This is a genomic window from Paenibacillus methanolicus (genome assembly GCF_008124765.1).
Taxonomy (GTDB): domain Bacteria; phylum Bacillota; class Bacilli; order Paenibacillales; family Paenibacillaceae; genus Paenibacillus_Z; species Paenibacillus_Z methanolicus.
Genome location: NZ_VNHS01000001.1, coordinates 858,993 through 873,368, shown reverse-complemented (window position 1 = coordinate 873,368; position 14,376 = coordinate 858,993). Strand labels below are relative to the sequence as shown.

At 58.3% G+C, this 14,376-nt stretch carries 15 protein-coding genes; 11 read left to right on the top strand and 4 right to left on the bottom strand.

Annotated features, from left to right (window positions below):
* Positions 1–67: 67 nt before the first annotated feature.
* Positions 68–1,042, top strand: a complete 975-nt coding sequence (locus BCM02_RS03285) for a cation diffusion facilitator family transporter (RefSeq protein ID WP_148927598.1) — start codon at positions 68–70, stop codon at positions 1,040–1,042.
* A gap of 21 nt (positions 1,043–1,063) precedes the next feature.
* A complete protein-coding gene (locus BCM02_RS03280) occupies positions 1,064–1,336 on the top strand; it encodes a hypothetical protein (RefSeq protein WP_148927597.1) in 273 nt (90 codons plus the stop codon).
* Positions 1,337–1,421: 85 nt separating this feature from the next.
* Here BCM02_RS03280 and BCM02_RS03275 read toward each other — a convergent pair whose 3' ends face one another.
* Complete coding sequence (locus BCM02_RS03275) at positions 1,422–2,315, bottom strand: LysR substrate-binding domain-containing protein (protein WP_148927596.1); 894 nt, start codon at positions 2,313–2,315, stop codon at positions 1,422–1,424.
* 158 nt (positions 2,316–2,473) lie between these two features.
* Between BCM02_RS03275 and BCM02_RS03270 the strand changes: the two genes are divergently transcribed.
* Positions 2,474–3,091 carry an acyl-CoA thioesterase gene (locus BCM02_RS03270; RefSeq protein WP_246183172.1) on the top strand — a complete coding sequence of 206 codons (618 nt, stop codon included), beginning with the start codon at positions 2,474–2,476 and terminating at the stop codon, positions 3,089–3,091.
* A gap of 69 nt (positions 3,092–3,160) precedes the next feature.
* Here the strand turns inward: BCM02_RS03270 and BCM02_RS03265 are convergent, their stop codons facing one another.
* Entirely contained in the window at positions 3,161–3,766 is a 606-nt protein-coding gene (locus BCM02_RS03265) for a biotin transporter BioY (protein WP_148927594.1), read from the bottom strand.
* Positions 3,767–3,865: 99 nt separating this feature from the next.
* Between BCM02_RS03265 and BCM02_RS03260 the strand changes: the two genes are divergently transcribed.
* The 6 genes from BCM02_RS03260 to BCM02_RS03235 all read left to right on the top strand — a co-directional run bounded on the left by BCM02_RS03260 (position 3,866) and on the right by BCM02_RS03235 (position 9,456).
* Entirely contained in the window at positions 3,866–4,717 is an 852-nt protein-coding gene (locus BCM02_RS03260; RefSeq protein ID WP_148927593.1) for an energy-coupling factor ABC transporter ATP-binding protein, read from the top strand.
* Positions 4,714–6,450 carry an ATP-binding cassette domain-containing protein gene (locus BCM02_RS03255; protein WP_148927592.1) on the top strand — a complete coding sequence of 579 codons (1,737 nt, stop codon included), beginning with the start codon at positions 4,714–4,716 and terminating at the stop codon, positions 6,448–6,450. The genes BCM02_RS03260 and BCM02_RS03255 overlap by 4 nt, the downstream gene beginning before the upstream one ends.
* A 119-nt stretch (positions 6,451–6,569) precedes the next feature.
* Complete coding sequence (locus BCM02_RS03250; RefSeq protein ID WP_148927591.1) at positions 6,570–7,034, top strand: Fur family transcriptional regulator; 465 nt, start codon at positions 6,570–6,572, stop codon at positions 7,032–7,034.
* A 211-nt stretch (positions 7,035–7,245) separates the two neighbouring features.
* A complete protein-coding gene (locus BCM02_RS03245; RefSeq protein ID WP_148927590.1) occupies positions 7,246–7,911 on the top strand; it encodes a futalosine hydrolase in 666 nt (221 codons plus the stop codon).
* Position 7,912: 1 nt separating this feature from the next.
* Positions 7,913–8,746 (top strand): 1,4-dihydroxy-6-naphtoate synthase, encoded by an 834-nt coding sequence (locus BCM02_RS03240; RefSeq protein WP_148927589.1) that lies wholly within the window; start codon positions 7,913–7,915, stop codon positions 8,744–8,746.
* 218 nt (positions 8,747–8,964) lie between these two features.
* On the top strand, positions 8,965–9,456 hold the full coding sequence (locus BCM02_RS03235; protein ID WP_148927588.1) for a GNAT family N-acetyltransferase: 492 nt from the start codon (positions 8,965–8,967) through the stop codon (positions 9,454–9,456).
* Between the two features lie 116 nt (positions 9,457–9,572).
* On the opposite strand, the gene BCM02_RS03230 is transcribed toward BCM02_RS03235, so the two are convergent.
* A complete protein-coding gene (locus tag BCM02_RS03230; RefSeq protein WP_148927587.1) occupies positions 9,573–10,688 on the bottom strand; it encodes an LCP family protein in 1,116 nt (371 codons plus the stop codon).
* A gap of 229 nt (positions 10,689–10,917) precedes the next feature.
* Here BCM02_RS03230 and BCM02_RS03225 point away from each other — a divergent pair, with 229 nt between their 5' ends.
* Both BCM02_RS03225 and BCM02_RS03220 read left to right on the top strand, forming a co-directional pair.
* The gene (locus BCM02_RS03225; RefSeq protein WP_148927586.1) at positions 10,918–11,301 is read left to right on the top strand and encodes a DUF2500 domain-containing protein; all 384 of its coding nucleotides are present in this window, start codon (positions 10,918–10,920) and stop codon (positions 11,299–11,301) included.
* Positions 11,302–11,533: 232 nt separating this feature from the next.
* On the top strand, positions 11,534–11,995 hold the full coding sequence (locus tag BCM02_RS03220; RefSeq protein ID WP_187434000.1) for an HAD family hydrolase: 462 nt from the start codon (positions 11,534–11,536) through the stop codon (positions 11,993–11,995).
* Between the two features lie 94 nt (positions 11,996–12,089).
* Here BCM02_RS03220 and BCM02_RS03215 read toward each other — a convergent pair whose 3' ends face one another.
* A complete protein-coding gene (locus tag BCM02_RS03215; RefSeq protein ID WP_148927584.1) occupies positions 12,090–14,339 on the bottom strand; it encodes an MMPL family transporter in 2,250 nt (749 codons plus the stop codon).
* Positions 14,340–14,376 lie beyond the last annotated feature (37 nt).

The following is a 14,376-nucleotide window of genomic DNA, read 5'->3' as shown; positions in this document are numbered from 1 at the left end:
CACGATGAAGTGTATAGGTAGATGAATGGACCGCGAGCTGCGTCCAAACACGGGAGGTGACCTTGGCATGAGCGGATTCTGGCAAATGGTCAAGAAGGGCAATACGTCGTCGGCCGTGGCGGCGCTGGGGAACGCCGGACTGGCCGTCTTGAAAGGGATCGCCGCCGGCATAAGCGGGAGCGGCGCCATGTTCGCATCCGCGATGCACTCGGTCGCGGATGCGGTGAACCAGGCGTTCGTCTTTACGGGCAGCGTTCTCGCGGAGAGAGCGCCGACCAAGCGGTTCCCGACGGGCTTCGGCCGGGTCATCAACATATTCTGCATGATCGCGGTCATCGTCGTTACCGTTATGGCGTACGAGACCGTGCTGGAAGGCGTTCATCTTCTGCAGCACCCGGCCGACGCCTCGAACTTCTGGTTGAATTTCGGCGTGCTCATCGTCGCGATCGCGGTGGATGGCTTCGTGTTGATCAAGGCGATGAAGGAAATCGTCAAGGAGACGAGGGCGGACATGGTGGGCGGCTTCGCGATGGCGGCCATCCGGAACGTCGGACGAGCTGCGCCGCCGACGCGGCTGGTCTTTTACGAAGACGTGGTGGCTACCAGCGGGGCGCTGCTTGCCTTGATCGCCGTTGTGATCGCGGAATTTACGACCTTTCGCCTGTTCGACGGGATCGCGACGGTTGTGATCGGAATCTTGATGGTCGGCGTCGCGTTCAAGGTCGGTTACGATAACATGGTCGGCTTAATCGGCGTTGCCGCGCCGCTGGATATCGAGATGCGCGTCGCAAGCGTCATTCTGGACGATCCGGACGTCACGGATATTAATAAAATGCGCATATTGCAGGAGGGTCGTTTCTATCATGTCGAAGGTTATATCGAGCTCAGGCCAGGCTTGACGCTCGCCGTGGCGGACGACATTAAATTCCGCGTACGCGACAAGCTGCTCGCGACGCCGGATATCGCGGACGTGACGCTGGGCATTATTGAGGATAACGGCGTGCGCGATTGGCGGCCATCCGGCGAAGAGCCGGGTTCATAACGATCTAGGAGGTCCGTAAGGATGGAGAATGAGAAGAACGAAGCGAAATTCAAGCTATCGGAAATGGAGCACGAGTTGGCGGAACAGCTCGAGAACGGACCGATGAACGCCGAGTCCGACCGGGACGAACGGGCGCGCGTCAAACTCCCGGCCAAGTACGAAATGCGCGTTCAAACCGAGCATGACCCGGTGGCGGAGGAAACGAAGCTGTTTCGTTCCATGGCCAGGGAAGTGGATGCGCGGTACGACAAGTATGCGGCTCCGAATAACGAAGAGTCAACCGGCGATAAGTAACGTCGGCGAATGGAAAACACTTGCGAAGAGGACAGCCCGCATCGACATGACGTTGATGCGGGCCGTTTTTATGGGCGACAAGCAATTAGCGTTTTCTCTCTTGGAGCGCTTGTTCCACATGCCGGATCCATTCTTTCGCGGCGAACGACATAGCACGGTCCTTGCGCCAGATCATCGACAACCGCCACGGGATCGCCGGCTCGACCGCGATAGCGGCGAATCGGTTCGGATCCAGCTGACGGCAGATGCCTTCCGGCAGAAGCGTAATGCCGTATCGCGACGCGATCATCTCCGTCATGAAATCCCACTGCGAGCTTTCCAGTACGATGCGCGGTTCGTAACCGGCCAGCAAGCATTGTTCCTTGATCAAGTGATGAAGCGTGAAATCTTCCCTGAACATGACGAACGATTCGTCTTCGAGCTCATGAATCTGCACGGATTGGCGGTTCGCGAAGGCATGCTGCTTGTCCGTGACCAGCAGCAAATCCTGATGGAGGCAGGGCATGATGCAAAACTTGGCCTCGTCCTTCACCGGCAGGATCACCATACCGAAGTCCAGCTCGCCCTGCAAAATATCCTCTTCCAGCCGCTTGCCTCCCCGTTCGGTCACTTGCAGGCGAATGTCCGGGTAGAGCGCGAGAAAACGTTCGATAACCGGCGGCAAAAAAGTGCTGCCGATCATCGGCGGAATGCCGAGATGAAGCTTGCCTTTCTTAAGGGTCATGACTTCCGCCAAATCGCCGGACATACGCTCGACGGATTGCAGAACCTGACGCGCCGATTTGAGCATGGCCGCGCCGGCATCCGTAAGCTCGAGCGGTTTGGCCGACCGGTCGAGGAGCAGGACGCCCAATTCCTCCTCGAGCAGCCGAACCATTTTGGACAGCGAGGGCTGGGTAAGATGAAGTTTGCGCGCCGCTTGCGTGAAGCTGCCGGCTTCCGCCACGGTTACGAAATAAAGCAGTTGTTTAAGATCCATGTTCTCGCTCCTGTAATTCCGATGAAGTGATGACGACTTAATTGCGATGATTATAACCAAAAAGCATGGACTCGATTCGAAATATGTATTTTACCTATAACAGGGGCGGATGTAAACTAAGCGATATCCCAAACAACAAGAAATCAGGTGCAGCTATGATGAAACTGGAAGAATTGGCGATTGCCATGCATACTCGACCCGCCTCGGCGTCGTTAACGGTTAAGGACGCGATCGTCCTTCCGCCCGACACGAATCACCATGGCACGATATTCGGCGGGAAGCTGATGGCTTATATCGACGATTTGGCGACGATCGCCGCGACGCGGCACGCGAGAAGACCGGTCGTGACCGCGTCGACCGACTCGGTCGATTTTCTCCACCCGGTCAAAAAAGGCGATGCGGTTAGTTTGTCCGCATTCGTCACGTGGTCGCACAAAACGTCCATGGAAGTGTTCGTGCGCGTCGTGACCGAGGACTTATTAACCGGCAAGCGCAAAGTGTCGGCTACGTCGTTCTTGACGTTCGTCGCCCTCGGCGACGATAATCGGCCCGTGGAAGTGCCGGGCGTGCAGCCCGAATCCGACGAAGAACGGCTGCTTTTCAACACGGCGCCGGAACGGAAGGAAGCGCGGCGCATCCGGCGGCAGGAGAGCAAGCATTTCGCGGATTTCATGGGGACCGACGACGTTCGCCACGCGCCGGCGAGCTCGCGCGCGGCTGCCCATTCCCGCAAAGGCAATCATGCGTTCGCGTGCGCATGGGAGTCGGAATGGTAGAACGAACGGACCGATAGAAGAAAAGCCGCAGCGGCCGCTGCGGCTTATTTATGTATCGCGACTGTCCGCCTAAGGACGAAGCTTCGGCAGGCGAGGACGCAGGATCGGAATGAGCGCGGCCGCGACGATCGCTTTGACCGTGTCGCCGAAGAGGAACGGATAACAGCCCTGGACGTAAGCTTCGCTCATCGACATCTTGGTCACGTGGGACAGCCACGGTATTCCGGTCGTGTAGAGAAGGGCGACGCCAAACACCATTAAGCCGAAGAAGAGGAGTACCGTCTTGCCCTTCGTAAAGGCGCTTCCGGATCGGAATAACTTGTCGCTGACTAACCCGACGAGCAACGCGGCGAACGGGTACATCCAGATGTATCCGCCTGTCGCGCCGGTCAGCAGAGAGATGCCGCCGTTGCCATGGAAGAGCGGAAGTCCGGTAGCCGTAAGCAGGATAACGACCGCAATGCTCCAGAAACCGTAGAACGCGCCGAGCAGGCCGCCGGCGAGCATGATCGTGAGCGTCTGCAGCGTAATCGGGACGGGCGTAAAACCGAGCGGGATCTTCAGCCAGCTGGACGCGACGAACAACGCCGCGAACAGCGCGGTAAATACGATACCCCGGATCGTGTAAACCGTTTGGTTCGTTGAAGCGTAAGCGGTCGGTGATGAGGTGGACATTGTCAAATCTCCTTTCGAATGTTAACCTAGTTGATAGAATGATGGTTAACAATTCGGATTCTACCACGGTCTGCCAACCTTGAGAAGAGGGAATTTTAAATGACGCTTATGAACATTGCCGACGGAGCGGCGCATGATTTGCAGATAAGAGACGTTCACGTCGCGGGAGCAGGCGAGGCCGAAGCGCAAGCTCCGCTGAGGCTGCGCGCGGTTACTCTGACGCTTTCGCCCGGAGAATGGATTTACATAGCAGGAACGAACGGCAGCGGGAAATCGACGCTTGCCCGTATGCTGGCAGGTCTCAGCATGGAAGGCGTAAGCGGCGCGATCGATCGCGGGTTCGCCGGCGAATATCCGGCGCCTTACGTCATGCAGCAGCCCGATGCGCAGCTATTCGGCGAGACGCCGCGCGAAGAAATAATGTTCGCCTTGGAGTGGATGGAGTTGAAGGCGGACGAGATCGACCGGCGCACGGCGGAGACGCTTAGCCGGACGGGACTTGGGCGCGTGGCGGATGTTCCGTGGGATCGACTATCCGGCGGGCAAAGGCAATTGGCGGCGATCGCGGCCGCGGTCGCGGCGGAAGCGCCGATGCTCGTGCTGGACGAAGCAACCTCCATGCTGGACGATCAGACGCGGGCGATCGCAAGCGAACTCATACGCGAACGGCACGCGGCGGGGAGCGCGATCGTCTGGGTTACGCAGCGGTTAGACGAGCTTATGCCCGAACAACGGGTGCTGGCCATTAAGGACGGAGAGTTAAGCTTTGATGGCCGCGCAAGAGATTTCTTCTACGGATGGGACGAGGCGTCAGGCGTATCGCCATGCGAAGCCAGCGGTCTGCAGCCTAGCTACTTGATGCGCCTGGCGCTTGCCATGCGCACCGAAGGCTTGATGCAGGACCCGCTGCCGATGACCGAAGCGGAGTGGCGGGAGGTCGTTAACTTATGAGAAACAGCGAATATTATATGCCATTAAAGATTAACAACATTAAAGTTAATGGTATTAATGAGTATGGCGAACCGCTGATCTCGAACGAATTGCGTTTGGAGCCAGGCACGATTACCGTCCTGATCGGCGCGAACGGTTCGGGAAAAACATTTCTGCTGGAGAGCATCGCCGGTCTTCGTCCGGAATCCGACATCGAGGCGACGTTCGGCGACGACCCGGTTTGGCAGAAGAAGGGCAGGCGCCGTAGGTTGAATACCGCCGGCCTGATGGCGTACGGCTATGCGAGCCAGTCCCCCGAGGAGCAGTTGATCGCGCGTACCGTGCGAGACGAACTGGCTTTCGCGCTTAAGCCCTACGGATTGCCGGAAGCGGCGGTCAGGACGAGAACGGAAGACGCGTTGAAGACGGTCGGATGGGACGAGTCTTGGCTCGGTCGGGAACCGCAGCATATGAGCGGCGGAGAGCGGCGCCGGGCGGCGCTCGCGTGTTTGTTCGCGGTGCCGGTCCCTTGGATACTGCTGGACGAACCGACGGCGGGACTCGACGCGGCCGCGCATCACGATCTGGCACGCGCGTTGAAGAGGCGTGCAGCCGAAGGACAGGGGATCCTGTTGATCTCGCACGATACGGACTGGGCGATTCCGATCGCGGATCAAGTGCTGCTCATGGGACGAGATCGCTCCATCCGGACGAGCGTGCCGGAGCAATTGCTCGAGCATCCCGAATGGTTCGCGGAATGCGGCATGGGCATCCCCGCTTGGTTGTACGTGCTTAGCGGCTTGCGGCGCCTAGGCGTCGAGGTCAGCGTAAGCGCGACGACCGAATCCACGGCTGCCGCGGCGGCTATCGCGCGCAAGATGAACCCGGAGACGTCAACCGGGTCGATCGAGAAAGCGCAAGAAGACCAGGCGGCGCGAGTTGCTTCTGCACACAATGAGACGGCACCGCATAGCGAGCTGTATGCCGCCGTATCTCAAGCGCCGCGGAAGGACGAGCGCGCGGAGTCGCCGCTGGCAAATTTCGACCCGCGGTCGGTCTGGCTCGGTTACGTGCTGCTATCCACCGCGATTCTGCTGCAGAAGTCTTGGCCAGGCATTGCGGCCGGCGCCGTGATTACGGCGGCCGCAATAGCCGCAGGTCGCATTCCGCTACGCCGATGGCACGGCGCGATCAAGGCGATGCTGACCTTCTCCTTTACCGCCGCGCTCATCGCAGGCTTCGAGGGAGGAAGCTTGGGCCTTACCTGGGATATCGACGGTTTCCTTGCTTCGATCCAATCGCTGGCCAGGCCTGTTCTGGTCATGCTACTCGGGTTCGGCCTGCCGATCGTCATTACGCCGCTGCGCCTGCGACGCGCCTTGGAGCAGACGCTCGCCGTACGCGGACACGTGCCGCGCGTCGGACAGACGGCAATTCTCACGGTGACGCTGCTGCTTCGCTTTATCCCGGTGCTCCTTGCCGAGTGGCAGCGTTTCGCCAAACAGAGTTTAGCCCGCGGGAAGACGGCTCGCTTCAAGCTTCGCAAGCTGCCGGGACAGCTGCGCGAGTCCGTGCTGCCGTTCATGCTGGCCCTCTTCCGGATCGCGGAGCAGGCGGCCAGCGCCTTGGAAAGCCGCGGCGTCGGACGCAGACCATATCCGACCGTGCGGCGGACGCTTCGCTGGCGGCTGAAGGACTTCGCATTGACCTTGTCCTGTCTGTTGATTCTGCTCTTGTTCGGGTATTACGCCTAACCGCCCCGCAGCTAAATCAGCCGCGTTTCCGCCTCGCTTGTCTGAAAAAAATGGCGAAATCATTCGATTGCTGATAAAATGAGAGATGCTAGCGGCGAAGGGAAAGGGAGAGAACGAAGATGGCACATCAGCACGATCAGAGCCATGCGCATTCCGTATTGGCCCAAGATATGCTTGCCGTTATGGCTCGGAACGGATGGCGAATCACGGAGCAGCGCAAGACGCTTGCCCATATTTTTTCGGATCACGATGGCTATTTATCGCCTAAGGACGTTTACGACCAGATGAGCGCGAAGTATCCGAGCGTTAGCTTCGATACCGTATACCGGAACTTGAGAATGCTCAGCGAGATGGGCGTGCTGGAGCAGTTTTATTTCATGGAAGGCGGCCTGAAGTTCAAAGGCAGCTGCCTGTCCCATCACCATCACCATTTGATTTGCGTCAACTGCGAGAAGACGATGACGTTCGACTATTGTCCGATGGAGCAATCGCTTGATCTGCCCGGCAATTATCAAATTTTGAATCATCGCTTCGAGATTTACGGCATTTGCGAAGAGTGCCGCAAGGAAGGCGCGCAGCCATAATAGGACGTGCAGGAAGCCGGGGTTTGTGTCCCTGGCTTTTTTTGACATCTTCCATCGGCTAGGATCTGCACGGGGCGGTCTCGGTCGCGGCATGCGAGGCGCCGCTCGTTTGAGACGGCGAGAGAATTGCGCTATCATGGTAACATTGCGTTGGCGGTCCGGCCGCGGTTAGACTTGGATCGCGCAAGTGGGGAAAGGGGAATGAATCAACATGGAGAACGTGCAGAGAGCAGAGGAAGCCAGATGCCTGATCGTGACGTCGGTGGAGGCGGAATTAGAGGCCGTGAAGCGCGGTCTTGGCGGCAGCGAGCGGTTCCATATCCTTGTAGGCGGCGTCGGACAAGCCGCCGCCGCAGCCTCGACGGCTGCGGCGCTCGCATTGGGCCGATACGAACGAGTCATTACCATGGGGATCGGCGGAGGCTTCCAAGGCGCGGCCGATATTGGCACGGTCGTCGTGGCGAGCGAAATCGTCGCCGCGGACTTGGGCGCGGAATCGGCGGACGGATTTATGCTGATCGACGAGCTTGGCTTCGGTTCCGCGCGTATGACGGTTGATGAATCGATGTCCAGACGGATTGCCGCCGCGTTGACGGCGAGAGGGATCGTAGCCGCATATGCGCCGGTCCTTACGGTCAGTACGGTAACGGGGACGGCCGATACGGCGGCAGCGCTGGTTGCCCGCATTCCGGGCGCGGCCGCGGAAGCGATGGAGGGCTATGGCGTCGCGGCCGCCGCCAAGCTAATGAAAGTGCCCGTATTGGAGATAAGAGGGATCTCGAACGCGGTGGGACCGCGCGATCGGGATGCGTGGCGAATTAAAGACGCGCTGCAGGCGCTTGAAGCAGCCGGCGCGGCGCTTACGGGGGTCATCTAAGATGAAAATCGCATTCTCGCCTTGTCCGAACGATACGTTCGTTTTTCACGCGCTCGTGCACGGATTGATTCCGGGGGCTTCGGATTGGGACGTCATGTACGCGGATATCGACATCACGAATAAGCTGGCAGCGAGCGGAGACGGACTTGAAGTCATGAAAATTTCCTATGCGGCGCTCCCTTGGGTGCTGGAAGATTATCAACTGCTGCCATGCGGCGGCGCGCTTGGCCGCGGGTGCGGCCCGCTCGTGCTGACCAAGGACGGCAACGACGATCCGGCATCGCTTGCCGGCAAGCGCGTGGCGGTCCCGAGCGAACGCTCGACCGCATATCTGTTGTTCCGTCTGTGGGCGGCGCAGAAGGTGCCCGGCGGCATCGGCGAAGTGATCGTCATGCCTTTCCACGAGATCATGCCTGCCGTCCGGGACGGTCGCATCGACGCGGGCCTTGTCATACACGAAGCAAGATTCACGTATCCGGAGTACGGCTTGACGCTCATGGCCGATATGGGCAGCTGGTGGGAATCCGATACGGGACTCCCTATTCCGCTCGGGGCGATTATCGCCAAGCGGTCGCTGACGAACCCGGAGCAGATCGCAACCTGGATTCGCGAGTCGGTCGCGTATGCGTGGGCGCATCCCGAAGCATCGGATGCCTATGTGTTGGAACATTCGCAAGAGATGTCGCGCGAGGTGGCCAAGCAGCATATCGCGTTGTACGTGAACGATTTTACCGCCGATCTGGGCGAAGACGGCTATGCCGCCGTCGAATCGCTTCTCGGCCGAGCAGCGAAGGAAGGACTCGTGCCCGAATTCGACCTTTCCTTGCTGCGTTAACATCGTTGGCAAGGGCGGGTAAGGATAGAACCTAGAACCGACAAAGCCCCTGTTTTGCCCTTGCGGCGAAACGGGGGTATTTTGCTTATCTGCGGAATGAAACGCGTTGCTCTACCTGAACGGAAGAAAACTGCGCTTACATCTTGTCTTTGGTTGTCATGTCTGTCGTTCCTCGCCATATATCTGTAATGAAACCGAACATAAACCGAGAGTGGGGGATGTTGGTGGAAGAGGCGACGAAAGCCCAGGTCGACGCGATTCACCAGGACGGGTGCAGAGTCGTAAGCGTGGTTCCGACGAGGCAGGGCGGCAGACTCATCATTTATACCGACAACGGGCTTCATCTGTTCGGCCGGATCGTCCATGAATCGGGCGGGGCGACGCGGCGATATTTGAACGACTTGGCGGTATATGTTCAGCAGAAGAAAAATGAAAACGCATACAAGTTGCAATATATTCGGATTTTGGGCGACAAAATCAATCAAGGCTATGGCACGATCATGATGAATCAGCTGCTGCGGCATGCCTTGGAACGGGGGATCGACTACATCGACGGCCGCATGCAGGATGCCGGCGGCGAGGAGCATGACCGGCGGCTCCGCCATTTCTACGGCAAATTCGGCTTTCAGATCGGGGATGACCGGGAGCTGGTGTGGAAACCCGCTGGAGGCGCGGTAATCGTATCGCAGATCGAACCATTGAAGTTGTGAAGCATGCAGGGATGATCACGAGCATGTCATAAGCAAGCTAGGCTACAAAAGAAGCCCTGTTGTCGGCATGATGCCGAAAGCAAGGCTTCTCTTAATTATGGCGCGAGACTCCCGCGTTATTGCGGTAGTTCTTCGGATTCATCGTCTTCGATCGTGCCGATATGGTCCTTCAGATCGTCCATATCCAGCGCGGGCAATGCCAGCTTGGCGCGAACGGCGGACAGCTTGGCGCTCAGGTCCGACTCCGGCACGTAGATGTACGGGCTATCCCACACGCCCTCGAGCGCGTTCAGGTTCAACGTCGCCGGCTTCATCGAACTGTAGTTGATGATCCAGTCGATTAGCGTATCCTTGGGAATGTCCGTCCGGATATGCTCGCCGACGATATCGAGAATGTTGCCCCATTGCGAGATACCCGATAGCGAGCTCATTTTGTCGACCATCTGGGTCAACACCTGCTGTTGACGTTCGTTGCGAGCCATATCCGACGATTCCTCGGTGCCTTTGTTCGATTTGCGGTAACGGACGAAATCCAGCACTTCTTTGCCGCCGAGCTTCTGCTGTCCTTGCTTGAGGTCGATGTTGGTTCCGTCCGCATTGTCAATGTAACGCATATCCATATCGACGTTGAGATCCAGTCCGCCAAGCGCGTCCACGATCTCGCGAAGGCCGGCGAAGTCGACGACGACCATATAATCGATCGGCGTTTGGAGGAGGTCGCTATAGAACGCTTTGACGTTTGGAATGACCGCTTCCTTATCCTTGTTGTAGTAATAAGGGAAGAAGTAGTTCGCTTTATGGGTGCCGTGATCGTCCGAAGCGATCTTCAAGTCGCGCGGCACGGACATGAGCGCCGCCGATTTGTCGGCGGGATCGTAGCTGGCGAGCATGAGCACGTCGGCGTTCATCGTGCCGCCGCTGCCTTCCCGGTTATCGACGCCGGTCAGCAGGAACGAAATCGGTTTGTCGACGAGAGGCTTCGCGGGCTGAGCGGGGGGCTCGACGGTCGCGACCGGCTGCTGCGCATCTTCCGTCTCCTGCGCGGCGATTTTGTCGAACGCTTGATTGGCTTTGTAATAAAGGTAGCCGGCGAATGCGCCCGAACCGACGATGAACGTCGTCGAAGCGATCGCGACGGAGATGATGATTTTGCGCCAAATTCGGGACTTGGGCTTGGCCTGGACGGAATTCGGGGAGCCGCCTGCATTCGGTTCTTGGGATTTGTCTTGCATCGTATATACGTTCCTCCATTTACAAAACAGATATAAAAAGACATCTTTTTTATCATAGCATAACGTTCTGCCGCAAGTTTAAACAAAGAAAGCCGGATTTGTGAACTTTGTGGCGAAAAATAAAGGGGATTCGCCAATTTCGCCGACGGAAAAGGAAATGAACGGAAATCAAACGAATATATAGGCGAGCATTTATCATTCAAATTGAAGCGCATAAAAGGAGGACATCATGAACTACTATGGCGACGGACCAGGATTTTCGGATTTTTGGAGCGGGACGCCGCTATTCTTCAAATTATTCGGCGGACTTGTCTTTCTTATCGTGATCGGCGGCTTCGTTACCGTATTCATTCGCGGCATAAGCCGATACGCGTCTAATAACGCCTCGGATTTGGTGGAGAAGCCCGCTCGCGTCGTGGCGAAACGCACGGAAGTATGGGGCGGATCGGGCGAGATGAGCGCATCCACGAATTATTACGTCACGTTCGAATTCATCGATGGCGCGCGCGTCGAGCTGCCTGTCAAGGGACCGGAATATGGATTGCTCGCGGAAGGCGACGCGGGCGTGCTGACCCATCAGGGATCGCGGTACAAAGGATTTCGGCGTGCGTAGCAGTTTGAGCCGGGAGGACATAGAATGACGTTGCAAGCCGTGTTGTTCGATTTGGATAATACGTTACTCGACCGAAATGCCGCATTTCGCGCGTACGCCTCGCAACTCGTGCGAACCTATGCCGCTTATGAAAATGACGCACAGGCGGATCGGTTGACGAATTGGCTGATTGAGACTGACTGTCAAGGTTACGCGCCCAAAAAACAGCTGTATGCGGCTGCAAAAGGTCCCGATGAAAAACCCGCATACGACCGTGGAGACGCTGCTCGAAACATGGTTCGAGACGTTCAGCCGCCATACCGTCGTCATGGACGGCGCCTTAGATGCGCTTCGGGAATTGCAAGCTCGCGGCGTCAAGCTCGGCCTGATTACGAACGGCAGCAGCCGGAGCCAACAGGCCAAGATCGATCGAAGCGGATTCCGGCCGTTGTTCGATGCCATTATCGTGTCGGACGAGGTGTCGATCAAAAAGCCCGACCCCGCGATTTTCCATTTGGCGCTGGCCAAGCTTGGCGTACAGCCGCATCATGCCGTGTACGTCGGCGATCATCCGGTCAACGATGTCGACGCGGCGATCCGGGCGGGACTCCAAGCCGTCTGGCTGCGCGGCAAGACGGCGGGGGAGCCATCGAATGCCGGGCAATATCGGTCGATTGACCGCCTGAACGAGCTTGTTGATGCGCTTTCCCCTTAGAACGCATCATGGTAAGAAGTCGTTCCGTTCACCTGTGGTCCAAATCAAACGAGCCGCCCCTTGCCGGGGCGGCTCGTTTTGCTGCGTCTTATACTTATCCGCGATAAGCGCGAGTCACGCGTTCTGCCTTGCCGGATGCCGCCGGTTCATATACGCGTCCGGGCCAGAATGCCGTCTTGCCGAGCAGGACCGTGATCGCCGGTACGAGGAACGGCCGGACGACGAACGTATCCAGCAGGACGCCGATCGCGGTGATGATGCCGAACTGCACGAGCACTTGAATCGGCAGCGTGGCGAGCACCGCGAAGGTGGCCGCGAGGATCAAGCCGGCGGACGTAATGACGCCGCCCGTATCCGCGACGCCTTCGCGGATCGCTTGTCGCAGCGGCATCGTTTTGCGTTTCTGCCAGATGCTCGAAATCATGAAGATGTTGTAATCTTCGCCGAGCGCGACCAGGAAGACGAACGCATAAAGCGGGATGGAGCCCTGAATGCCGTCAGCGCCCATCAAGTAATGGATGATGATCCAGCCGAGACCGAGCGCCGCGCCATAGGACAACAAGACGGTCGCGATCAAATACAACATGGCGACGAACGAGCGCAGGTACACCAGGAGCAGCAGCGCGATCAGCACGGTGACGACCGGAATGATCAGATTACGGTCTTGGTCGCCGACGGTCTTCGTATCGTGCTGTTCGGCGGTCTGGCCGCCTACCCAGACGCGAGGCTCGGCGATGCCGCTTGCCTTCAGTTCATTCTCCGCGCGCGCCTGCAGCTCGGGAATGTAGGACATGGCGTCAAGCGAGTAAGGGTTCATCGCTAATGTGATCGAATAGGATTGCAGGTTCGGCTCCGTGGCGCCGGATTCCGGCTTGCCGGATACGGAAGCGATCTTGTCGTCCGCTTCGAAGACCGAAGCGAGATTAACGTCCTTGCCTTCCGTGTCCACGACGACGGTCACGGGCGCCAGACTGCCCGGCGAGAACGCCTCGCCGATCAGATCGTTGCCTTCGCGGGAGTCCATCGTCTTCGGGAACGACGACAGAATGTCGTAGTTATAGTTGATGGCGGGCGCGAAGCCGGCCAGCGCGCCGAGAATGACGACCGATACGATCGTCACGGTCCACGGCTTGCGGGTGACGAGACCGCCGATCGCCTGGCCGAAACCGCGTTGCGGTGTTTCTTTCGGAACCGGCTTGCCTTTGCGGATCGCGCGCTCGCGCTTCATCTCCGGCGTGCGCGGGATGAACGGGAAGAACGAGGCGCGTCCGAAGACGGACAGCAGAGCAGGGACGAGCGTAATGCTGGCGATGCCCATGATGAAGATCGATAAGCTGAACGGTACCGCGAACCGGTGGTACGCGCCATATTCGGCGAGCAGCAACGCGAGCAGCGACAGCACGACGGTAAAGCCGCTCATGGCGACCGCGCCGGTTGCGTCTTTAATGGCATGAATTAATGCCGTTAATTTGTTCTCGTGCCGGGTCAGTTCGGTTCTGAAGTGCGAAATCAAGAACAAGCAATAGTCGGTTCCGGCTCCGAAGAGCAGTACTGTCATGATCGAGATGCCTTGCGAATCGACGGTAATCCAGCCTTCGCCGGCCATCCAGCCAAGCAGCGGACTGGTGACCGCATAGGCGAAAGCGACGCCGACGAGCGGAATAAGCGCCAGAATCGGAGAGCGATAGATAGCGAGCAGGATGACGAGCACGATGACGACGGTCGCGATGAGGAGCGAGACGTCGGCGCCGCTGAACAGCGCGGAGGCATCGACCGCGATGCCGGCCGGGCCGGTGATGCGCGCGCTCAGCTCGCCGCCGTCCGTCTCTGCCTCGAACGGCTTCGCGCCGGCTGCCTCGTCGCCGAGCGTCTTGATTTGCTCCAGCGAACTCTCCATGACCTCCGCATCCGCGGATTCGTCGAAGAACATCGGCTGGATGAGCGTCGTGCCGTCCTCGGAGACTTGCGCGCGAAGCGCGTCGACGGGCATTTGGTGAAGCGGAACCGTGGAGGATTGGCCTTCGACCGGCGAGTCGGTCAATTGTTGCGCCAGTCCTTGAACGGCGGCTAAGTCTTCCGCAGTCAGCCCGCTGTCGCGATGCCAGACGATGAGCGCCGGCAATCCGGATTCGGAAGGGAACTGCTCTTTGATAATGGCGGCGGCTTGAACCGAAGGGAGATCATCCTTCAAATTCGGCGCGTTGTTGATTTCTTTGCTGCCTACTTGAGGCAAAGTCATGCTGAGAACCGCGGCGAGCAGAATCCACGCGAATATCGTGATCCACCGCGTTCGCTTGCCCGCTACGAGGCTGCCATACTTGGCTAGCCAGCTGTTCGATTCCATTAAGGTGTTCCTCCATTTCAAAATTAGGGGTAAAAGG

Bases quoted from the DNA above. Each gene is read 5' to 3' on its own strand.
- BCM02_RS03285 (WP_148927598.1), top strand. From the start codon at position 68: ATGAGCGGATTCTGGCAAATGGTCAAGAAGGGCAATACGTCGTCGGCC.
- BCM02_RS03280 (WP_148927597.1), top strand. From the start codon at position 1,064: ATGGAGAATGAGAAGAACGAAGCGAAATTCAAGCTATCGGAAATGGAG.
- BCM02_RS03275 (WP_148927596.1), bottom strand. From the start codon at position 2,315: ATGGATCTTAAACAACTGCTTTATTTCGTAACCGTGGCGGAAGCCGGC.
- BCM02_RS03270 (WP_246183172.1), top strand. From the start codon at position 2,474: ATGAAACTGGAAGAATTGGCGATTGCCATGCATACTCGACCCGCCTCG.
- BCM02_RS03265 (WP_148927594.1), bottom strand. From the start codon at position 3,766: ATGTCCACCTCATCACCGACCGCTTACGCTTCAACGAACCAAACGGTT.
- BCM02_RS03260 (WP_148927593.1), top strand. From the start codon at position 3,866: ATGACGCTTATGAACATTGCCGACGGAGCGGCGCATGATTTGCAGATA.
- BCM02_RS03255 (WP_148927592.1), top strand. From the start codon at position 4,714: ATGAGAAACAGCGAATATTATATGCCATTAAAGATTAACAACATTAAA.
- BCM02_RS03250 (WP_148927591.1), top strand. From the start codon at position 6,570: ATGGCACATCAGCACGATCAGAGCCATGCGCATTCCGTATTGGCCCAA.
- BCM02_RS03245 (WP_148927590.1), top strand. From the start codon at position 7,246: ATGGAGAACGTGCAGAGAGCAGAGGAAGCCAGATGCCTGATCGTGACG.
- BCM02_RS03240 (WP_148927589.1), top strand. From the start codon at position 7,913: ATGAAAATCGCATTCTCGCCTTGTCCGAACGATACGTTCGTTTTTCAC.
- BCM02_RS03235 (WP_148927588.1), top strand. From the start codon at position 8,965: ATGTTGGTGGAAGAGGCGACGAAAGCCCAGGTCGACGCGATTCACCAG.
- BCM02_RS03230 (WP_148927587.1), bottom strand. From the start codon at position 10,688: ATGCAAGACAAATCCCAAGAACCGAATGCAGGCGGCTCCCCGAATTCC.
- BCM02_RS03225 (WP_148927586.1), top strand. From the start codon at position 10,918: ATGAACTACTATGGCGACGGACCAGGATTTTCGGATTTTTGGAGCGGG.
- BCM02_RS03220 (WP_187434000.1), top strand. From the start codon at position 11,534: ATGAAAAACCCGCATACGACCGTGGAGACGCTGCTCGAAACATGGTTC.
- BCM02_RS03215 (WP_148927584.1), bottom strand. From the start codon at position 14,339: ATGGAATCGAACAGCTGGCTAGCCAAGTATGGCAGCCTCGTAGCGGGC.